Source organism: Brevundimonas bullata, from assembly GCF_014207965.1.
Lineage (GTDB): Bacteria > Pseudomonadota > Alphaproteobacteria > Caulobacterales > Caulobacteraceae > Brevundimonas > Brevundimonas bullata_A.
On record NZ_JACHLM010000002.1, the window covers coordinates 692,619 to 711,415 of the forward strand.

20 protein-coding genes and 1 tRNA gene are annotated in these 18,797 nt (G+C 67.4%); 4 read left to right on the plus strand and 17 right to left on the minus strand.

Features of this window, described 5'->3' with window-relative positions; translation table 11 throughout:
• Window positions 1-3: 3 nt before the first annotated feature.
• From nuoF to HNP51_RS07965, 7 genes are all read right to left on the minus strand, one after another.
• Window positions 4-1,317, minus strand: a complete 1,314-nt coding sequence (gene nuoF / locus HNP51_RS07935) for an NADH-quinone oxidoreductase subunit NuoF (RefSeq protein ID WP_184268799.1) — start codon at window positions 1,315-1,317, stop codon at window positions 4-6.
• Between the two features lie 6 nt (window positions 1,318-1,323).
• Window positions 1,324-1,593 (minus strand): hypothetical protein, encoded by a 270-nt coding sequence (locus HNP51_RS07940; RefSeq protein ID WP_184268801.1) that lies wholly within the window; start codon window positions 1,591-1,593, stop codon window positions 1,324-1,326.
• Window positions 1,593-2,267, minus strand: coding sequence for an NADH-quinone oxidoreductase subunit NuoE (gene nuoE, locus HNP51_RS07945; RefSeq protein WP_184268803.1), 675 nt, complete (start codon window positions 2,265-2,267; stop codon window positions 1,593-1,595). The genes HNP51_RS07940 and nuoE overlap by 1 nt, the downstream gene beginning before the upstream one ends.
• The gene (locus HNP51_RS07950) at window positions 2,264-3,442 is read right to left on the minus strand and encodes an NADH-quinone oxidoreductase subunit D (RefSeq protein WP_221415827.1); all 1,179 of its coding nucleotides are present in this window, start codon (window positions 3,440-3,442) and stop codon (window positions 2,264-2,266) included. Before HNP51_RS07950 ends, nuoE begins: the two co-directional genes overlap by 4 nt.
• Before the next feature lie 95 nt (window positions 3,443-3,537).
• Window positions 3,538-4,137: an NADH-quinone oxidoreductase subunit C gene (locus tag HNP51_RS07955; protein ID WP_260398408.1), complete on the minus strand. Its 600-nt coding sequence runs from the start codon at window positions 4,135-4,137 to the stop codon at window positions 3,538-3,540.
• Between the two features lie 23 nt (window positions 4,138-4,160).
• On the minus strand, window positions 4,161-4,682 hold the full coding sequence (locus tag HNP51_RS07960; protein WP_409360107.1) for a NuoB/complex I 20 kDa subunit family protein: 522 nt from the start codon (window positions 4,680-4,682) through the stop codon (window positions 4,161-4,163).
• Between the two features lie 77 nt (window positions 4,683-4,759).
• Window positions 4,760-5,137 (minus strand): NADH-quinone oxidoreductase subunit A, encoded by a 378-nt coding sequence (locus HNP51_RS07965; RefSeq protein WP_184268811.1) that lies wholly within the window; start codon window positions 5,135-5,137, stop codon window positions 4,760-4,762.
• 210 nt (window positions 5,138-5,347) lie between these two features.
• On the opposite strand from HNP51_RS07965, the gene HNP51_RS07970 reads away from it, so the two are divergent.
• The 4 genes from HNP51_RS07970 (at window position 5,348) to HNP51_RS07985 (ending at window position 10,862) form a co-directional block, all read left to right on the plus strand.
• Window positions 5,348-6,958: an AbgT family transporter gene (locus tag HNP51_RS07970; RefSeq protein WP_184268813.1), complete on the plus strand. Its 1,611-nt coding sequence runs from the start codon at window positions 5,348-5,350 to the stop codon at window positions 6,956-6,958.
• Window positions 6,959-7,069: 111 nt separating this feature from the next.
• Window positions 7,070-7,146: transfer RNA gene (locus HNP51_RS07975), tRNA-Asp, on the plus strand.
• Between the two features lie 511 nt (window positions 7,147-7,657).
• Window positions 7,658-9,850 (plus strand): TonB-dependent hemoglobin/transferrin/lactoferrin family receptor, encoded by a 2,193-nt coding sequence (locus HNP51_RS07980; RefSeq protein ID WP_184268815.1) that lies wholly within the window; start codon window positions 7,658-7,660, stop codon window positions 9,848-9,850.
• Window positions 9,851-9,893: 43 nt separating this feature from the next.
• Window positions 9,894-10,862 (plus strand): DUF6607 family protein, encoded by a 969-nt coding sequence (locus HNP51_RS07985; RefSeq protein ID WP_184268817.1) that lies wholly within the window; start codon window positions 9,894-9,896, stop codon window positions 10,860-10,862.
• Between the two features lie 84 nt (window positions 10,863-10,946).
• Here HNP51_RS07985 and HNP51_RS07990 read toward each other — a convergent pair whose 3' ends face one another.
• From HNP51_RS07990 to cobD, 10 genes are read right to left on the minus strand one after another with little or no spacing between them, the layout of a single operon-like run.
• Complete coding sequence (locus HNP51_RS07990; protein ID WP_184268819.1) at window positions 10,947-11,321, minus strand: DUF1636 domain-containing protein; 375 nt, start codon at window positions 11,319-11,321, stop codon at window positions 10,947-10,949.
• Window positions 11,321-11,929: a cob(I)yrinic acid a,c-diamide adenosyltransferase gene (gene cobO / locus HNP51_RS07995; RefSeq protein WP_184268821.1), complete on the minus strand. Its 609-nt coding sequence runs from the start codon at window positions 11,927-11,929 to the stop codon at window positions 11,321-11,323. The genes HNP51_RS07990 and cobO overlap by 1 nt, the downstream gene beginning before the upstream one ends.
• Complete coding sequence (locus HNP51_RS08000) at window positions 11,926-12,453, minus strand: tyrosine phosphatase family protein (RefSeq protein WP_184268823.1); 528 nt, start codon at window positions 12,451-12,453, stop codon at window positions 11,926-11,928. The genes cobO and HNP51_RS08000 overlap by 4 nt, the downstream gene beginning before the upstream one ends.
• Window positions 12,450-13,220 carry an adenosylcobinamide-GDP ribazoletransferase gene (locus HNP51_RS08005; protein ID WP_184268826.1) on the minus strand — a complete coding sequence of 257 codons (771 nt, stop codon included), beginning with the start codon at window positions 13,218-13,220 and terminating at the stop codon, window positions 12,450-12,452. The genes HNP51_RS08000 and HNP51_RS08005 overlap by 4 nt, the downstream gene beginning before the upstream one ends.
• On the minus strand, window positions 13,214-14,263 hold the full coding sequence (gene cobT / locus HNP51_RS08010) for a nicotinate-nucleotide--dimethylbenzimidazole phosphoribosyltransferase (protein WP_184268828.1): 1,050 nt from the start codon (window positions 14,261-14,263) through the stop codon (window positions 13,214-13,216). Before cobT ends, HNP51_RS08005 begins: the two co-directional genes overlap by 7 nt.
• Window positions 14,251-15,195, minus strand: a complete 945-nt coding sequence (gene cbiB / locus HNP51_RS08015; RefSeq protein ID WP_311769915.1) for an adenosylcobinamide-phosphate synthase CbiB — start codon at window positions 15,193-15,195, stop codon at window positions 14,251-14,253. The genes cobT and cbiB overlap by 13 nt, the downstream gene beginning before the upstream one ends.
• Entirely contained in the window at window positions 15,185-15,961 is a 777-nt protein-coding gene (locus HNP51_RS08020) for an ABC transporter ATP-binding protein (protein ID WP_184268832.1), read from the minus strand. Before HNP51_RS08020 ends, cbiB begins: the two co-directional genes overlap by 11 nt.
• A complete protein-coding gene (locus HNP51_RS08025; protein WP_184268834.1) occupies window positions 15,958-16,944 on the minus strand; it encodes an iron ABC transporter permease in 987 nt (328 codons plus the stop codon). The genes HNP51_RS08020 and HNP51_RS08025 overlap by 4 nt, the downstream gene beginning before the upstream one ends.
• Entirely contained in the window at window positions 16,941-17,789 is an 849-nt protein-coding gene (locus HNP51_RS08030) for an ABC transporter substrate-binding protein (protein WP_311769916.1), read from the minus strand. Before HNP51_RS08030 ends, HNP51_RS08025 begins: the two co-directional genes overlap by 4 nt.
• Window positions 17,786-18,796, minus strand: a complete 1,011-nt coding sequence (gene cobD, locus HNP51_RS08035) for a threonine-phosphate decarboxylase CobD (RefSeq protein ID WP_184268838.1) — start codon at window positions 18,794-18,796, stop codon at window positions 17,786-17,788. Before cobD ends, HNP51_RS08030 begins: the two co-directional genes overlap by 4 nt.
• Window position 18,797 lies beyond the last annotated feature (1 nt).

Sequence of the window (18,797 nt, forward strand, 5' to 3'; positions counted from 1 at the left end):
CGATTACTCCGCCGCGATCGCGTGGCCGGCGAAGTTCGCGCGGCGGCTGCGGTAGGTTTGAATTCGGTCTTCGATCTCGTGACGGAAGTGGCGGATCAGGCCCTGAACCGGCCAGGCCGCGGCGTCGCCGAGGGCGCAAATGGTGTGGCCTTCGACCTGACCGGCCACGTCGAGCAGCAGGTCGATTTCCGACGGATCCGCATCGCCGACAGCCATGCGTTCCAGCACGCGCCACATCCAGCCCGTGCCTTCGCGGCACGGCGTGCACTGGCCGCAGCTCTCATGCTTGAAGAAGTAGCTGATGCGGGCGATCGCCTTAACGATGTCCGTGGACTCGTCCATCACGGTCACGCCGGCGGTGCCCAGCGACGAACGCATTTCGCGCATGGAGTCGAAGTCCATCAGCACGGTCTCGGCCTGTTCGCGCGTGATCACCGGGCAGGATGCGCCGCCCGGGATGATGGCTTTCAGGTTACCCCAGCCGCCGCGAACGCCGCCGCCGTGATCCTCGATCAGCTGGCGCAGCGGGATCGACATGGCTTCTTCGACCACGCACGGCGTGTTGATGTGACCCGACAGGGACATCAACTTGGTGCCGGTGTTGTTCGCACGACCGAAGCTGGCGAACCAGTCCGCGCCGCGACGCAGGATGGTGCCGACGACAGCGATCGATTCCACGTTGTTCACGGTCGTCGGGCAGCCATAGAGGCCGGCGCCGGCCGGGAACGGCGGCTTCAGACGCGGCTGGCCCTTCTTGCCTTCCAGAGATTCCAGCAGGGCGGTCTCTTCGCCGCAGATATAGGCCCCGGCGCCGTGGTGGATATAGACGTCAAAGTCCCAGCCGTGGACGTTGTTCTTGCCGATCAGCTTGGCCTCATAGGCCTGCTTGACGGCGGCTTCCATGCGCTCGCGCTCCAGCACGTACTCGCCGCGCAGATAGATGTAGCAGGCGTGGGCCTTCATGGCGAAGGAGGCGATCAGCGCGCCTTCGATCAGCAGGTGCGGATCATGACGCATGATCTCACGGTCCTTGCAGGTCGCGGGCTCGGATTCATCGGCATTGATGACCAGGTAGTGAGGGCGATCCTTCACTTCCTTGGGCATGAAGGACCACTTCAGGCCCGTCGAGAAACCGGCGCCGCCGCGTCCGCGCAGGCCCGAGTTCTTGACGTTGGTGATGATCCATTCACCGCCAAGGTCCAGCATGTCCTTGGTGGCGTTCCACGCGCCGCGCTGCTTCGCTCCCTCCAGGCCCCAGTCATGGAAGCCATAGAGGTTGGTGAAGATGCGATCCTTGTCTTCGAGGATTCCGACCATGAGCCCTTAAAGTCCTTCCGCCAGACGGCGCTTGTGGTGGCGGGTGCGCATGAAAACAGCAGTGACGACCAACGCCCAGCCCGCGGCCAGTAGGCCGTAGGCGATCAGCAGAAGGTCCTCGGACAGCCCGAACTTGCCGTCCTTCACCGCCAGCACCAGTCCCGCCGCAACGACGATCAACGCCAGTCCGCCCCAACGCAGGGGCCAACCGACGCGTCGCAGCTCGGCCCGGTAGGCCGCCCTGCCCTCATCGCTGTCGAGGTTCGGTCTTGTCATCAGGCCGGAGCCTTCTCAGCCGCCGGCTGGGAGTTCGGCAGCGACTTGATCTTCTTGGCCCGCGAGCCGTCGTACAGCGTCGGGTCCGTCAGGACCTTGGCGCCGCCCTCAGGCTCGGAGGTGTGACGACCCACGCGCGAACCCGGCTTCGGCGACTGGCCGGCGGCGAAGTCGTCGATGATCTGGGCCATCGTCTCGGGCGTCAGGTCTTCGTAGTAGTAGTCGTTGATCTGGGCCATCGGCGCGTTGGAGCAGGCGCCCAGGCACTCGACTTCCTGCCAGGTGAAGCGACCGTCGGCGGACAGCACGTCCTTGTCGCCGATCTTCTCCTTGCAAACGCGCATCAGCTCATTGGCGCCGCGCAGCATGCACGGCGTGGTGCCGCAGACCTGGATCAGGGCGACCTTACCGACCGGCTCCAGTTGGAACATGGTGTAGAAGGTCGCGACCTCCAGCACCCGGATGTAGGCCATGCCCAGCAGTTCGCCGATGGCGCGGATGGCGGGTTCCGAGACCCAGCCTTCCTGCTTCTGGACCAGCCACAGGATCGGGATCACCGCTGATTGGCGGCGGCTCTCAGGATACTTCTTGATCCACCACTGCGCCTTTTCCATCGTCTCCGTTGAAAAGGCGAAGGATTCAGGTTGCTCTTTGGCGAGACGACGAACGCTCATCGGTCCACTTCTCCGAAAACGATGTCGAGCGAGCCGAGGATGGCGGACACGTCAGCCAGCATGTGGCCGCGGTTGATCCAGTCCATCGCCTGCAAGTGACGGAAACCGGGAGCCGAGATCTTGACCCGGTAAGGTTTATTGGTGCCGTCCGAGACGACATAGACGCCGAACTCGCCCTTGGGCGCTTCGACCGAGGCATACACCTCGCCCTCGGGCGTCTTGAAGCCCTCGGTATAAAGTTTGAAGTGGTGGATCAGCGCTTCCATCGACCGCTTCATCTCGCCACGACGCGGGGGAACAACCTTGTTGTTCTCGACCATGACCGGCTCGCCCGGGCAGTTGCGCAGCTTGTGGATGCACTGCTCCATGATCCGCACCGACTGCTTCATCTCTTCGATGCGCACCAGGTAGCGGTCCCAGCAGTCGCCGTTCTTGCCGACGGCGATGTCGAACTCGAGGTCGGCGTAGCACTCATAGGGCTGCGACTTGCGCAGATCCCAGGCGATGTCCGATCCGCGGACCATCACGCCGCTGAAGCCCCAGGCCATGGCCTGGTCCTTGGACACCACGCCAATGTCGACGTTGCGCTGCTTGAAGATGCGGTTCTCGGTGACCAGGCTCTCGATGTCCGCCAAAGCCGCCGGGAATTCCAGACACCAGCGGCCGATATCGTCGACCAGCTCCATCGGCAGGTCCTGATGAACGCCGCCCGGACGGAAGTAGTTGGCGTGCAGACGCGCGCCGCAAGCCCGCTCATAGAAGACCATGAGCTTCTCGCGCTCCTCGAAGCCCCACAGCGGGGGCGTCAGGGCGCCGACGTCCATGGCCTGCGTCGTCACGTTCAGCAGGTGCGACAGGATGCGGCCAATTTCCGAGTACAGCACGCGGATCAGCTGCGCGCGGTACGGCACGTCCACGCCCAACAGCTTTTCGATGGCCAGGCAGAAGGCGTGTTCCTGGTTCATCGGCGCGACATAGTCGAGACGGTCCAGGTAGGGGATGTTCTGGAGGTAGGTGCGCGCCTCCATCAGCTTCTCGGTGCCGCGGTGCAGCAGGCCGATGTGCGGATCGACGCGGGTCACGACTTCGCCGTCCAGGTCCAGCACCAGACGCAGCACGCCGTGCGCAGCCGGGTGTTGCGGGCCGAAGTTGATCGTGAAGGTGCGGTCGTCCATGGCCCGGGCGTGGGCGGTCAGACCGTCTTCATAGTCCTCAAACGCATCGACGCCCGTGGGGGCCGCCGTCGCGGGGGTGTTGGCGCCGTCGGCCATTACTTAGCTCCCGCTTTCTCATCGCCGGGCAGGACCGGAGCCGGATACTCGGCGCCTTCCCACGGGGAGAGGAAGTCGAAATTGCGATACTCCTGAGCCAGCTTCACCGGCTCATAGACCACGCGCTTCTGCTCTTCGTCGTAGCGGACCTCGACATAGCCCGTCATCGGGAAGTCCTTGCGCAGGGGGTGCCCCTGGAAGCCGTAGTCGGTCAGCAGACGGCGCAGATCGGGGTGGCCCGAGAACAGCATGCCGTACATGTCGAAGGCTTCGCGCTCGAACCAGTCAGCGGCCGGATAGACCGGGATCGCGCTGGGCACGGGCTGGACTTCGTCGGTCGTGAGCTTGACCCGGACGCGCGCGTTCCGCGTCAGCGACAGCAGGTGATAGACCACCTCGAAGCGCTCGGCGCGGTCAGGATAGTCCACGCCGCACAGGTCGATCAGCTGCTGGAACCCGAAGCGGTCCCGCAGCGTGGTCAGAACCTCAATGATCCGGTCCCGCGTGGTGACCAGGTTCAGTTCGCCGTAGGCGACCTGGGCCTCGACGCCCAGCGCGGCGACCATCTCGGCCCCCAGCGGCGTCAGGGCCGTTTCCATTTCAGCAATCTTGGCGAGGGCGTTCATCGCTCGATCGTCCCCGTGCGACGGATTTTCTTCTGCAGCTGCAACAGGCCGTACAGCAGGGCCTCGGCGGTCGGCGGGCAGCCCGGGACATAAACGTCCACCGGCACCACGCGGTCGCAACCGCGCACGACGCTGTAGCTGTAGTGGTAGTAGCCGCCGCCGTTGGCGCAGCTGCCCATCGACAGGACGTAGCGCGGGTCCGGCATCTGGTCATAGACCTTGCGCAGGGCCGGAGCCATCTTGTTGGTCAGGGTGCCGGCCACGATCATCAGGTCCGACTGACGCGGACTGGCGCGGGGGGCCATGCCGAAACGCTCCATGTCGAAGCGCGGCATCGACGCCTGCATCATCTCGACGGCGCAGCAGGCCAGACCGAAGGTCATCCACATCAGCGAACCGGTGCGGGCCCAGGTGATGACGTCGTCCAGCGAGGTCGTCAGGAAGCCCTGCTCGCTCAGCTCGGTATTGACCGCTTCAAAGAACTTGTCGTGCAGCTTGGGGTCGTAACCTTCGACCATCGAGCGTGCGCCCGAACCATAGGCGCTGGCGCCAAGGTTAACCGTGCTGGTGGGCGCCAGAGGGCTGGCGGGGGTGATCAGTCCCATTCCAGGGCTCCCTTCTTCCACTCATAGATGAAGCCGACCGTCAGCACGCCCAGGAAGACCATCATCGACCAGAAGGCGAAGACCATGCCCGCGTGCGACAGGTCGAACATCGACACGGCCCACGGGAACAGGAAGGCCACTTCCAGGTCGAAGATGATGAAGAGGATCGACACCAGGTAGAACCGGACGTCGAACTTCATCCGTGCGTCGTCAAAGGCGTTGAAGCCGCACTCATAGGCCGACAGCTTTTCACTGTCAGGGTTCTTGGGCGCCAGCGCCCAGGCGGCCAGCATGAAGCCCAGGCCCAGGACGGCGGCGATCGCCAGGAAAACGACGATCGGGAGGTATTCCAAAAGAAATGCGTTCATTCGAGCTGCCTCGCCCGCCGAGGGAGGGGGCGGATTCGGGGCTTCTTAGACCCAACCTCGCCGGGGTTCAAACCCATGTCGGCAAAGGTTTTTTATTGAGAATGGTTCGCAAGCGTTTGCGCGTTTTGCCGCAGGCTCCGCCGTTGGCGCCCGCACCGATGATACGCGTAAATGGCAGCTTACCCATACCGCCCTATTGAAGGTCTAAGCATGAGCCTGGCAGCCCGCTTGCTGAACACCATTGAGCGCGTCGGCAATCGCCTGCCCGATCCCGTTTTTCTCTTTCTGTGGCTGATCCTGGGCCTGATCGCGCTGAGCCTCGTCGGCGCAGGGCTGGGCTGGTCCGCCGTCAACCCGGTGACCGGCGACGTGCTGCAGGCCGAGAGCCTGCTGTCGCCCGCCAATCTGGAGCGGCTGTTCATCGGCATGCCGCGCACCCTGGCCGATTTCCCGCCCCTGGGGATCGTGATCACAATTATTTACGGCGCCTCAGTCGCCGAACGGACCGGCATGTTCTCGACCGCCATTCGCGGCGCCCTGCTGAATGCGCCGCGATTCATCCTGACGCCCATCGTCGTCGTGACCGGCATGGTGTCGCACCACGCCTCTGACGCCTCCTATGTCGTGGTCATTCCTCTGGCCGCCGTCATCTTCGCCGCAGCCGGTCGCCACCCCCTGGCCGGTCTGGCCGCCGGATTCGCCGCCGTCTCGGGCGGATATGCGGGCAATCTCTTCCCCGGCGCCAGTGACGCGCTGATTCTCGGCATCACCGAGCCAGCCGCCCACCTGATCGATCCGTCCTACGCCGTCAGCATCGCCGGAAACTGGTTCTTCATCGTCGGCGTCGTCTTCGTGTTCACTCCCATCGTCTGGTTCCTGACCGACCGGGTGATCGAGCCCCGCCTCGGGCCGTGGGTTCCAACGTCCGCCGCGCCAGCCACCGCCGAAGAGAAACAGCCCCTCTCCAGCATGGAAAAGCGCGGCCTGATGTTCGCCGGCCTCACCATTCTGTCGATGATCGCCCTGTGGACCCTGATCACCCTCCTGCCCGGCTCGCCTTTCGTCGACGCGGACGCCGAGCCCGCCCAACGCTTCAATCCCCTGTATCGCTCGCTGGTCGCCTTCTTCGCATTGACCTTCTTCGGCGCGGGCGCGGCCTTCGGCGTCGGCTCCGGCTCGATCAAGAGCCACCGCGACCTGGTGCGCATGATGCGCGAGGGCATCAGCCAACTGGCCCCCTATATCGTCCTGGCGTTCTTCGCCGCCCACTTCGTGGCCATGTTCAACTGGTCGGGCCTGGGTCCCATTCTGGCGGTCAACGCCGCCGCTTCCTTGCGTGAGCTGGCCCTGCCCACGCCCCTGCTGCTGATCGTCGTGGTCCTGGTCTCCTGTATCTTCGACCTGTTCATCGGTTCGGCCTCGGCCAAGTGGTCGGCTCTGGCCCCCATTGTCGTGCCCATGTTCATGCTGCTGGGCATCAGCCCCGAGATGACGACCGCCGCCTATCGCATGGGCGACAGCGTCACCAACATCGCCACCCCGCTGATGAGCTACTTCCCCCTGATCCTGACCTTCGCCCAGCGCTGGGATCCCCGGTTCGGCCTGGGCTCCTTGATGGCCACCATGCTGCCCTACGCCGGGGCCTTCCTGGTGGCGGGCCTGATCATGGTGGCGGCCTGGGTGGCGCTGGACCTGCCGCTGGGGCCGGGCGTGGGCGTCCACTACACCCCGCCCCCGCCGTCCGTAGCCTCGCACCTGCCGACCGACGGCGGGATCACCGGCCCCGCGGCCCCGCCGCAGGCCGCCGCTGCGGCCAAGTAACGGAGGTCTCGCGGTATTTTCACTTATCCACAGGCGGCCCGCTTGACAGTAACCGGCCCGCCCGCCTAAACGACGGCCCTCGCCGAGACGCATTGCTTCTCAGCGAGAGACGCGGGTGTAGCTCAGTTGGTTAGAGTGCCGGCCTGTCACGCCGGAGGTCGCGGGTTCGAGTCCCGTCACTCGCGCCATTTTCTCCAGCAGAGAAAATGGCGCGCCCCGCTTCACCCAGACATTCTCGTTCAGCTCTGATCCCTATCTGGCCCACATTCGCATCACGCACGCGCGGAGCCTTGTCCGGAGCGCGGGTGGGCGAGCGCCATAATCCCCCCATTACCAAGGCGCCGCTTCCGACCCGCGGTGTCTGAGCGACCCGGCCCCTTTCGAACCAGGTTCTTCTCTGTCAAAATTATATTGACCATTTTGTCAGTATGGCTAGATTTGCCGAACTTGATCGTCGCTGCACCGCGGTATTCTGCAGTGACGTTAGGTACTGTTCCTGCTGCAATTCTCGACCTCCCGCCCAGTCCTCTGGGCGGGTTTTTTCGTCGTGAATCATAGCCGCCGACCTGCCGTGACTGCCAGCCATGCCTCGGCCGAGGCGGTTCTCGTCGATCCATGCGAACAGCGCGGCGCGATTGCGGTTGATTCTGATAATCGTTCGCAGTAATTGCGCAGCCCTCTCCAACCGGGGCTGTAACCATGCGCTCGATACTGATGTTTTCCGCTGGGCTGACCGCCCTTTCGGCCGCCGCCTTCCCTGCGTTCGCCGAAGAGGCCATCGATTTGCAGAAGGCCGTTCCCGTCGCCCCGATCACCGTGGTCGGCACCCGCACCCAGCGCCGCGTGGACAATGTCCCGGCCAGCGTCAGCGTCATCACCGCCGAGACCATCGAGAACAATCTGGTCACCGACATCAAGGACCTGATCCGGTTCGAGCCGGGCGTCAGCGTCCCGACCAGCCCCGCCCGCTTCTCGGCCGCCCTGTCGGGCGCCGGTCGAGACGGCAACTCGGGCTTCACCATTCGCGGCATGGGCGGCAACCGCGTGCTGATCATCCAGGACGGCGTCCGCGTGCCCGACGGCTTCGCCTTCGGCGCGCAGAGTGTAGGGCGCGGCGGCTACAACGACCTGGACCTGGTCAAGTCAGTCGAAATCCTGCGCGGCCCGGCCTCGGCCCTCTATGGCTCGGACGGCATCGCCGGCGCGGTGAGCTTCACCTCCAAGGACCCTTCGGACTTCATCGCCAGCGGCGAGAACTTCGGCGCCCGCGCCCGGGTCGGCTACAACTCGGCCGACGACGGCTGGACCGAGGGCCTCGCACTGGCGGGTCGCACGGGCTCTCTGTCCGGCCTGCTGGCCTACACCCGCCGCGACGCCCATGAGACCGAAAACACGGCCGAGGTCGGCGGCATCGGCTCTGCCCGCACCCAGCCCAACCCGCAGGAATTCGCCTCGAACGCCATCCTGGCCAAGCTGGTCTGGGACGCCAACGCCAACCATACGATTCGCCTGACCTATGACCACTTCGATCAGAACATGGAGGGCGAGGCGCTAAGCAGCTATTCGGCCACGGTGATCGGCCTGACCGCCCACGACGAGACCCAGCGCGACCGCGTCAGCCTGGACTGGCGGTTCAACGACGTCTTCGGTCTGGATGACGGCTCGGTCTCCTCCTATTGGCAGGACGCCACGACGCGTCAGTTCACCTTTGAAGATCGCACGCCCGCCGTGGACCGCACGCGCGACGTCACCTTCGACAACTCCGTCTGGGGAATGGCCGCGCAAGGGTCCAAGACCTTCGGCGGCGAGACGGTCCAGCACCGCGTCACGGTCGGCGGCGACTGGTCGCGCACCACCCAGGAAGGCCTCCGCGACGGCACGGCGCCGCCGATGGGCGAGCCCTTCCCTGCCCGCCCCTTCCCCAAGACCGACTATGATCTGGCGGGCCTGTTTATCCAGGACGAGATCGAACTGCTGGGCGGGCGCCTCAGCATCATCCCGGCCCTGCGCTACGACTGGTACGAGCTGACGCCCAAGGCCGACGCCCTGTTCCCGGCCCCGTCGGCAGGTCAGAGCGACAGCCACCTGTCGCCCAAGATCGGCGCCATCTACTGGGTCGACGACCACTTCAGCGTCTTCGCCAACTACGCCCAGGGCTTCAAGGCGCCCTCGCCGATGCAGGTGAACAACTTCTTCGCCAACCCGGTCTTCGGCTATGAATCCATTCCCAACCCGAACCTGACGCCGGAAACGAGCGAGAGCATCGAGGCGGGCTTGCGCTTCCGCAACCTCGACATGTTCGGCGGAAACCTGTCGCTGTCGACCACGGCCTTCCACACAGACTACGACGACTTCATCAATCAGATCGTGGTGCGGGGCACCGGTGTGCCCGGGGTCGATCCGCTGATCTATCAGTACGTCAACCTGACCGAGGTGAAGATCTGGGGGCTGGAAGCCCGCGGCGACATTCACTGGGACAATGGCTTCTCGGCCATCGTCGCCGCCTCTTTCGCCAACGGGAATCAGGAAACCGACGGCGCCAAGGGCAAGCTGACCAGCGTTGATCCAGTCAAGGTCGTGGGCGGTCTGAACTACGCCGCGCCCTCGGGCGCCTGGGGCGGCTCGGCCACCGTCACCTGGTCGGACAATAAGACCCGCGCAGGCTGCGGCGGCGGAAACTGCTGGCAAGGCGAGGAATTCGCCATCCTGGACCTGACCGCCTTCTGGAACGTGACCGAGAAGGCCACGCTGCGCACCGGCGTCTTCAACGTCTTCGACGAGAAATACGCTTGGTGGAGCGACATCCGCGGCCTGTCGCGCACCAGCACCACCCTGGACGCCTTCACTCAGCCGGGCCGCAATTTCGGCGCCTCGCTGAACGTCCGCTACTGACCCCGGAAGCCAGATGACAACCTCATCCAAAAAGGACCGCTCCATGCGCGCCATCCTCATCGCCGCCGCCCTGTTGGCGGGCGCTGCGCCCGCCGCTGCCGCCCCGGCGCAGACCGCCTCAAGCGTCACGGCGCCCGCCAGTGCGTTCGAGCAGGACCGCCAGTCGATCCTGGCTCAGGCCGGCCAGTACCGCGTCCACTTCGACATGCGCGAGAACGTCAGCTTCAACGCCGACTACGATCCGATGGAAGGCAAGCTGTCGGGCGGCAGCGAGATCGTGCGCGTCGTCTATGACCAGGGCGACCGCATCAGCCTGCAGCACATCCTAGTCATGGAGCACGAGGGCAAGGCCATCGTCATCAAGCACTGGCGTCAGGACTGGGTCTATCAGCCGGAAGCGGTTTTGGCCTACGTCGGCGCTAACGAATGGGCGCTGACGCCGGTGACTGCCGACCAACGCGCGGGCGCTTGGTCGCAAACCGTTTGGCAGACGGACGATTCGCCTCGCTACGGGGGCGTGGGTCGCTGGACCTACGCCAACGGCATGAAGGTGTGGACCTCTGAGCCGACCTGGCGTCCGCTGGCGCGTCGCGACGCCGTGCTGAACCCGGTCTATGACCGCTATCTCGGGACCAACCGCCACGCCCTGACGCCGAACGGCTGGGTCCACATCCAGGACAATATGAAGATGAACGGCCGGGCCGGCGGGGAACCCATCGCCATTGTTCAGGAAGACGTCATCAACACCTACGACCGCTCCACCAGCTACTCGCCCAAGGCGGGCGACGACTACTGGGCGGCGACACAGGAGTACTGGGCTGCTGTCCGCGACGCCTGGGACGCCGCTATCGCCGTCAGTGGTCGCGTCTATGTCGAGGAAGAAGCCCAGACCGGCGTCGTCACCGGCCCGCCCCTGATGGAGTTGGCGCAGAGAATCCAGGACGGCGAGATCACAACCGAGGCGGCGATCATTCAGGGCCGCGCCATCATCGAGACAGCCACCAAACGCTAGGCACTGGGAGGAAAAGCGACCTCTCTGACCCTTGCCGGGCCAGAGGGGTTGCTTGGTTTCCTGCAACTCGCCCGCGCCCACGGCCTACTGAATCTGACCGTGAGGCAGCCGTGCAATGAAGTGGCCCTTCACGCCTTCCGGCCACTGCCGGTAGGGCACCGCGCCGCTCGGACTTGCGGCATACAGGCGAGCGAAGGCGACAATCGCGTCGGCGCTTTCTGTGGTCGGCGCAAACTGTCCAGCGAGATAGGCAGGCTTGCCTTCTTCAGCCAGATACACCGAACAATAGCTGCTGCAGGCCCACAGACAGGCCTGCTCCTCGACCCGCAGCGCGCTGTCGCCCGCGACCAAGGTTGAGACCGCACCTAGCAATCCCTGCCCTCCGGATCGGCCTGCGGCGTCCACAGCTTCTTCTTTAGAGAAGCGACAGGTCGTGCAGATCACCAGACGCGCCGTCATCAGAACTCGACCCCGGCCTGGGCCTTCACGCCGCTGCGGAACGGATGTTTCACCATCTGCATGTCAGTGACCAGATCCGCCGCCTCGATCAGCTCGGGCGGCGCATTGCGGCCGGTGATGACGACGTGCGTGTCGGCCGGGCGGGCGGCGAGCACCGTCAGCACCTCTTCGACCGGCAGGTAATCATAGCGCAGGGCGATGTTCAGCTCGTCGCAGACGACCATCTTCCACTCCGGGTCCATGATCCGCGCCTTGGCGGCGTCCCAGGCGCGGCGGACATTGGCGATGTCGGCAGCCCGGTCCTGGGTGTCCCACGTGAAGCCCTCGCCCATGGGCCGCATCTCGACCAGATCGGGAAAGGCGTCGAACAGGTTCTGTTCGCCCGTCTCCATCGCCCCCTTGATGAACTGGATGATCGACGTCTTCATGCCGTGGCCGATCATGCGGCAGACCATGCCCAGCGCCGCCGTCGACTTGCCCTTTCCGGTCCCGGTGTGGACGATGATCAGACCACGCTCGACCGTCTTGCCGGCCATCATCCGGGCGCGGGCGGCCTGAACCTTCTTCATCTTCTCGGCGTGGCGGGCGTTCAGTTCAGCTTCGGTCATCGGCGCGATTCTTCTTCAGGCGACAGGTCGAGTTCAAAGGCTTGGCCCCAGGCGGTCTCGGCCCCGCGCCCGATGGCGGCGACGGCGCGGGTCATGGCGCCGTCCCGGTTCAGAAGACGGTCGGCCAGGGCCACGATCAGCGGATTGGGCGTGGCGGTCGGGGCCAGGCTGCGCAGGCGACCGGCCCAGTGCGCCTCGCGGCCAGGCGCGGTGCGGTCGCAAGCGATCACATAGGCCGCCGCCGTCGAGCGGCTGACCCCGGCCCAGCAATGGACCAGCAGGGGCCGGGTCCCGTCCCAGCTTGCCGCAAAGGCCAGAAGGGCGGCGACATCCGCCTCGGTCGGCGGCGTCAGGCTTTCACGCGGCTCGACGATGTCGTTGAACCTCAGGTCCAGGCGGTACGGCGGCGCCTTGGTCAAGGGCGCATCAACCTGGCCGGGCGAGGCCAGGCTGATCAGATGCGACGGCTGATGACGCGCGACCAGACCCGCCACCTCATGCAAGGGCGCGACGATCAGCTTCATCGCACCGCCAGCCCGGCGACGGCCAGCAGGAAGCCGACCTCGAACGCCTGCTCGACCGCGCCCAGAACATCTCCGGTGCGTCCGCCGAGCAGCCGCCAGGCCAGCCAGGCGGGAATGGCGGCTGCCGCCAGTCCCAGCGCCACACCCCCTGCCCCCGTGGTCGGCGAGAAGAAGATCAGCGGCCACAGGGCGATCAGAACGGCCACGGTCAGCCCGACCCAGGAGGCGCGATCCGGACGCCCCTCCTTGGCCATGCCGGGGTCGCCGCCATAGGGCATGATCGTCATGGCCCCAACCGCCGCCGCCCGCCCAAGACCATGCGAGGCCAACAGCGCAACCGCCGCAAACAGGGGCGAGGTCTGGGTCAGCATGGCCAGAGCCGCCACGCGCAGGGCCAGGGTCAGCCCCAGAGCCAGCGCCCCGTAGGAGCCCAGCCGGCTGTCCTTCATGATCTCCAGCCGCCGCGCACGGGTCAGGCCGCCGCCCAGTCCGTCCGCCGTATCGGCCAGCCCGTCCTCGTGAAAGCCGCCGGTCAGCACGACCCCCGCCGCCACCGCCAGCAGGGCCGCGATCCACGGGCTCCAGACCTGGGCCGCGCCATAGAGGATCAGAGCCGACATGCCTCCGACGAGTTGGCCCACCAGGGAGTAATAGCGCGCGCTCTGCTGGATCCATTCCGGCTGGAACCCGGCCAGTTGGGGCGTCGGGATGCGGGTCAGGAACTGCACCGCGCAGACGAACAGGCGCGCCTCATGCCGGATCACCATGCGGCCTCCAGCACGTCGGTCAGTTCGGCGACCTCGGACAGCAGGGCGCAGGCCGCCTTGACCAGCGGCACAGCCAGAAGGGCGCCCGTCCCCTCGCCCAGCCGCATGTCCAGTTCCAGAAGGGGCCGGGCGTTCATCGCGTCCAGCATCAGGCGATGCCCCGCCTCGGCCGAGGCGTGGGCGAACAGGCAATAGTCGCGGGCGGCGGGGGCCAGACGCACCGCCAGCAGGACCGCCGCCGTGCCGATGAAGCCGTCGACCAGAACCGGGACCCCGGCCCTGGCCGCCGCCAGCAGGGCGCCGGCCATCATGGCGATCTCATAGCCGCCGAACTGGGTCAGGACCTCGAACGGCGCCGTAACGTCCGACCGCGCCGCCGCCTGGGCCAGAACCGCGCGCTTCCTAGCCATCCCCTCGGCCGAATGTCCGGCCCCCTGTCCCACGCAGGCGTCCAGCGGCTCCGAAGCCAGCCGATGCATCAGCAGAGCCGCCGAGGCGCTGTTGCCGATGCCCATTTCGCCCAAGGCGATTAGATCGGCGCCGTCGGCGATCGCGCCTTGCGCCACGCGCGCGCCCGCCAGCAGCGCGGCCTCGGCCTGAGCGGGCGTCATGGCGGGCTCTAGCGAAGCGTCCTGCGTGCCCGAAGCGACCTTGGCCTGGATCAGACCGACCCGGTCCGATAGGTCGGCGGCGACGCCCGCGTCGATCACGCGAACCTCGGCCCCGACCACGCGGGCGAAGGCGTTGGCGCTGGCCTTGCCCGTCAGCAGGGCATCGACCATGGCCACAGTAACGCCGGACGGAAAGGCCGCCACGCCCGAGCGCGTCAGGCCGTGGTCCCCGGCGAAGACCAGCAGGACCGGGCGCTCCATGATCGGCTTCAACCGTCGCTGGATCAGGCCGAGCGTCAGGGCCAGTTCCTCGATCCGACCCAAGGCGCCGGGGGGCTTGGCCTTGCCGTCCAGCGCCTGCTGCAAGGCAGGTGCGAGGGACCGATCCAGCGCGGGCACGGCGAACAGGTCAGTCAGGGTCAACGCGGCCATACGAAGCCTCCCACGATCAAAATCAACATCAGTGCAGCGCAGGCGACGCCATAGACGCGAAGACCCCGTTGCAGGTCATGGGCGCGCGGGGGCGCCCAGTCGCCGATATCAGGGCGATAGGTGATCTCGCCGTCATAACGAACCGGCCCGCCCAGCCGCACCCGCAATGCGCCCGCCATGGCCGCTTCCGTCCAGCCGGCGTTGGGCGAGGCGTGCTTGCGGGCGTCCCGCCACATGATGCTCCAACCCTGCCATCCGCCGAGCGCGATCAGCGCCCCGGCGATCCGGGCCGGGATCCAGTTCATCACATCGTCGGTCCGAGCCGCCGCCCAGCCGAAGGCCCGCCAGCGCGCCTCCATATGGCCGATCATGCTGTCGGCGGTGTTGACGGCCTTGTAGACGAACAGCCCCGGCAGGCCGCCGACCACGAACCAGAAGACCGGCGCGACCACCCCGTCGCAAAAGCTCTCGGCCAGACTTTCCAGGGCGGCGGCCGCGACCTCGCCTTCGTCCATGGCCTCGACGTCGCGACCGACGATCATGCCGACGGCCAGGCGCGCGGCGGGCAGGTCGCCTGCCGCCAGCGGACAAGCCACGGCGCGGACATGGTCGAACAGGCTGCGCGCCGCCAGCCCCGTCGCTCCCCAGATCACTAGTATCGCCAGTCCCGGCCAGACGGGCGCCTTAGCGGCCAGGCGTTCAAGGCCCCAGCCTGCGCCGCCTGCCACGACCATCAGGATCAGAACCGTCAGGACGCCCAGCGCGCGCCGTGACTTCGCTGGCCACGCCGCGCGGTTCCAGCGCCGTTCCAGGGTCGCGATCAGACCGCCGATCCAGACGACCGGATGGCTGAGGCGGCGCGGCCAGCCGATCGCCCCCTCGACCAGCAGGGCGCCGGCGACGATCCAGGGCGTCGGTACGCTAGCGGGCACGACCGACCATCTCCAGCACCGGGCCACGCAGGCCGTCCAGCGTGCGGGCCTCGACGCCATAGGCCGCCCTCAGCACCTCGGGCGACAGGGCCTCGACCGGCGCAGCGTCGGCCAGCCCCCGCCCCTCGGCCAGAACGATCACGCGGTCTGCAACCCGCAGGGCGGCGTCGAGGTCATGCAGGGTGAGGATGACGCCGCGCCCCTCTTCATCCGCCAGCCGCCGGAACAGGTCGCAGGCGTCCAGCACATGGCCGGGGTCCAGCCCCGCCAAAGGCTCGTCCGCCAGCAGCCATTGCGGATCCCCGGCCAGGGCGCGGGCGATCAGGACACGCGCCCGCTCGCCGCCTGACAAGGTCGAAACCACACGGTCGGCGAAGGACTGAACGCCTGTGACGGTCAGGGCGCGATCCACGGCGGTCCGGTCCTCTGCGGTCAAACCCCAGGCGCCGACATAGGGGGTGCGGCCCAGACCCACGAAGGTCCGCCCGTTCACCGCCCAGGCGATCTCGGCGTTCTGCGGCAGATAAGCGATCCGGCGGGCCCGTTCGCGCGACGGCAGGTCGCGCAGAGCCCGACCATCCAGCGTCACCTGGCCCGCATCTGGCTTTCGCAGGGCCGCCAGACAGTCCAGCAGGGTCGACTTACCCGCCCCGTTCGGCCCGACCACCGCCGTCACCAGGCCCGGCGCAAAGGCCGCGCTGACGCCGCTAAGAACCGTCTTGTCGCCCAGTCGGACGGACAGGTTTTCCGCGCTCAGAAGGCTCACGCCAGCTTCCTCCTCATGCTGATCAACAGGGCCAGGAAGAAGGGCCCGCCCAGGGCCGCCATGGCCACGCCCAGCTTGATCTCGGCCGCCGACGGGGTCAGCCGCACCAGAATATCCGCCGCCAGCACCAGGGCCGCCCCGCCCAGCGCCGAGGGCAGCAGCAGACCGCCGGGCCGGGTGCCGATCAGGGGCCGCAGCAGGTGCGGTACGATCAGGCCCACGAAACCGATGGACCCGGTCACCGACACCGCCGACCCGACCGCAAGCGCCGCGCCCAGCGCCAACATCAAGCGCCCGATATCCAGACGAACCCCCAGCGAACGCGCCCCGGCCTCGCCCAGGGTCAGGGCGTCCAGCGTCCGCCCCTGGGTCATCAGCAGCAGGCAGCCGAGGATCATGCCGGGCGCCGCCAACTTCAGCTCGACGACGCTGCGGTCGGCCAGAGAGCCCATCAGCCAGTTGACGATCTCGTTCACCGCCCAGGGGTTGGGAGCGAGGTTGAGCGCCAAGGCCACCCCGGCCCCGGCCATGGTCTGGATCACCACGCCGGCCAGGATGAAGGTGACGACGCTGCTGGTCGCCCCCGCCAGCGCCAGCAGCAGGACCACGCCCAGCCCCGCGCCGACCATGGCCGCGCCGGGCAGCACCCAGGGCGCGCTCGCCGCCGCACCCAGATAGAAGGTCAACACCGCCCCCAGGGCGGCCATGGTCGAGACGCCGAGCATCCCCGGATCGGCCAGAGGGTTGCGCGTATAGCCTTGCAGCGCCGCCCCGGTCAGGCCCAGCACCGCCCCGACCATCAGGGCCAGGATGGTGCGAGGCAGGCGCAGTTCGAACAGGATGGCCCAGGCCGGATCGCCACGCTGGGCGGCCCAGCCGCTCCACGGGACCCAAACGCGCCCAGCGCTCATGCTGGCGACGGACAGGAGGGCGATCAGGGCCAGCAGCCCCAGCATGATCAAGGGTCGCGGCGAGATCTTCATAGGGCCTCCAGCGCCGTGCGGCGCGCCTGAGCCAGTGCGGCGGCGGTCTGGATCAGCACCGGGCCGCCGCAATAGAGCAGATTCTCGTCCAGCTGCGCCTGGACCATCCGACCGGACAGCGAGGCCAGCGCCGGGTGGCGCATCACCCGGTCGGCCCAGGTGCGCGAGCCCAGGGCGGGTGTGCCGCTGAGCAGGACCTGCGGCGGATCGGCCAGCAGACGTTCGACCGGGACATTGCCCCACTTGCGGAGGCCGTACCGCCCAGCCACGTTGTCGAACCCGGCGCGGGTCATCATCTCGTCCATCAGGGTGCCCCGCCCGGCGGCGAAGCCGTTGGGCTGATAGATCAGGGCCTTCAGCGGCTTCCCTCCAGGCGGCGGCGCGGCGGCGGCGATGGCGGCCTCGGTGCGGGCGATCAGGGCCTCGCCTCGCGCCGGGCGACCGACCAGACGGGCGACCTCACGCACCTGATCCAGACTGGCCGCCACGCTGTCGGGGACGGCGAACAGCTCGGTCGGGATGTTCATGCGGCCCAGAGCATTGCGGGTGGCCAGGGCGCTGTGGCGGCTGGTCAGCACCAGGTCGGGGCGCAGGGCGATGACCTCTTCCGCCGTCTCCCAAGTGAAGGGCAAGGTCTTGGCCACCTCGGAAATGGTCGAGCCGAGCGGCTCGCGCGCATAGTGGCTGAGGGCCGCGATCTGCCCTCGGTCGGCGACGTGGACCAGGATGGCGTCGAGGCAGGCGTTCAGCGAGACGATGCGACGGGGCGCAGGATGCGCCACGGCGGGCGCGGCGATCAGGGCCGCTGCTGCACCGACCATTGCGCCCCGCCGCGTCGTCCTCACGAGAAAGTCTCCAACGCACGAGCCAAACGAGCCAGATCGCGTTCGGTCGGCACGCCGAAACGCAAGGCGTCCGGCGTATGGTCGAACGGGCGGGTCAGGACGCCCGCCCGACACAGATGCTGGAACCAGGGCGCCGCGTGCGGCGTGCGCGTCATGCGGAACAGGCTGGTTCCGCCGACGATGTCGAAGCCCGCTTGTGTCAGTTGCTCATCCAACCGGGCGGCGCGTTCAGACAACGTCGCCTCGGTCCGCGCCCGCCACGCCGCATCGGCATAGGCCCCGCGCCCCATGGTCAGGGCGTCGGCGCCGACCGGCCAGTCGCCCAGCAGGGCGCCCAGGCGTGAGATCAGGTCCGGCGCGGCCAGCATGAAGCCCAGTCTTACCCCCGCCAGGCCATAGAACTTGCCGAACGACCGCAAGACGATCAGGCCCGGTTCGACCACGTCCGAAACGCTGTCGTCGGGCGCGCACTCGATGAAGGACTCGTCCACCACCAGCCAGCGCCCCTTCGCCGAGCGCGCACGCGCCATGGCGATCAGGTCGGCGCGCCGGGTCAGGCAGCCGTCGGGATTGTTCGGGTTGACGATCACCAGCACGCCCGCCTGAGACGTCGCCGCCTGATCGGAAGCGATCAGGCGCGTCGCCACGCCCGCCGCCCGCCAGGCCTCGGCATGGGCGCCATAGGTCGGACCGACGATCTCGACCGAGCGCACGCCCAGCAGCAGGGGCAGAAGGCGTATCGCCGTCTCGGCTCCGGCCGTCGCCGCCGTCCGTTCAGGCGCCGCGCCGAAAGCCAACGCCGCCGCCGTCTCCAGCGCCGCCAGGGCGCCAGGATCGGGCAGGCGGTTCAGTTCCGCCTCCGCCGCACGCGGCCCGCGCCACGGCTCGGGGTTGATCCCGGTGGACAGGTCCAACCACGGCCTCGGCGCATCAGGATAGGCGGCGGCGGCCCTCATCAGACCGCCGCCGTGCCGGGTCGCCGTCGTCAGAAACGCGGCGTCATGCATC

Bases quoted from the DNA above. Each gene is read 5' to 3' on its own strand.
- nuoF (WP_184268799.1), bottom strand. From the start codon at position 1,317: ATGGTCGGAATCCTCGAAGACAAGGATCGCATCTTCACCAACCTCTAT.
- HNP51_RS07940 (WP_184268801.1), bottom strand. From the start codon at position 1,593: ATGACAAGACCGAACCTCGACAGCGATGAGGGCAGGGCGGCCTACCGG.
- nuoE (WP_184268803.1), bottom strand. From the start codon at position 2,267: ATGAGCGTTCGTCGTCTCGCCAAAGAGCAACCTGAATCCTTCGCCTTT.
- HNP51_RS07950 (WP_221415827.1), bottom strand. From the start codon at position 3,442: ATGGACGACCGCACCTTCACGATCAACTTCGGCCCGCAACACCCGGCT.
- HNP51_RS07955 (WP_260398408.1), bottom strand. From the start codon at position 4,137: ATGGAAACGGCCCTGACGCCGCTGGGGGCCGAGATGGTCGCCGCGCTG.
- HNP51_RS07960 (WP_409360107.1), bottom strand. From the start codon at position 4,682: ATGGTCGAAGGTTACGACCCCAAGCTGCACGACAAGTTCTTTGAAGCG.
- HNP51_RS07965 (WP_184268811.1), bottom strand. From the start codon at position 5,137: ATGAACGCATTTCTTTTGGAATACCTCCCGATCGTCGTTTTCCTGGCG.
- HNP51_RS07970 (WP_184268813.1), top strand. From the start codon at position 5,348: ATGAGCCTGGCAGCCCGCTTGCTGAACACCATTGAGCGCGTCGGCAAT.
- HNP51_RS07980 (WP_184268815.1), top strand. From the start codon at position 7,658: ATGCGCTCGATACTGATGTTTTCCGCTGGGCTGACCGCCCTTTCGGCC.
- HNP51_RS07985 (WP_184268817.1), top strand. From the start codon at position 9,894: ATGCGCGCCATCCTCATCGCCGCCGCCCTGTTGGCGGGCGCTGCGCCC.
- HNP51_RS07990 (WP_184268819.1), bottom strand. From the start codon at position 11,321: ATGACGGCGCGTCTGGTGATCTGCACGACCTGTCGCTTCTCTAAAGAA.
- cobO (WP_184268821.1), bottom strand. From the start codon at position 11,929: ATGACCGAAGCTGAACTGAACGCCCGCCACGCCGAGAAGATGAAGAAG.
- HNP51_RS08000 (WP_184268823.1), bottom strand. From the start codon at position 12,453: ATGAAGCTGATCGTCGCGCCCTTGCATGAGGTGGCGGGTCTGGTCGCG.
- HNP51_RS08005 (WP_184268826.1), bottom strand. From the start codon at position 13,220: ATGGTGATCCGGCATGAGGCGCGCCTGTTCGTCTGCGCGGTGCAGTTC.
- cobT (WP_184268828.1), bottom strand. From the start codon at position 14,263: ATGGCCGCGTTGACCCTGACTGACCTGTTCGCCGTGCCCGCGCTGGAT.
- HNP51_RS08025 (WP_184268834.1), bottom strand. From the start codon at position 16,944: ATGAAGATCTCGCCGCGACCCTTGATCATGCTGGGGCTGCTGGCCCTG.
- cobD (WP_184268838.1), bottom strand. From the start codon at position 18,796: ATGCATGACGCCGCGTTTCTGACGACGGCGACCCGGCACGGCGGCGGT.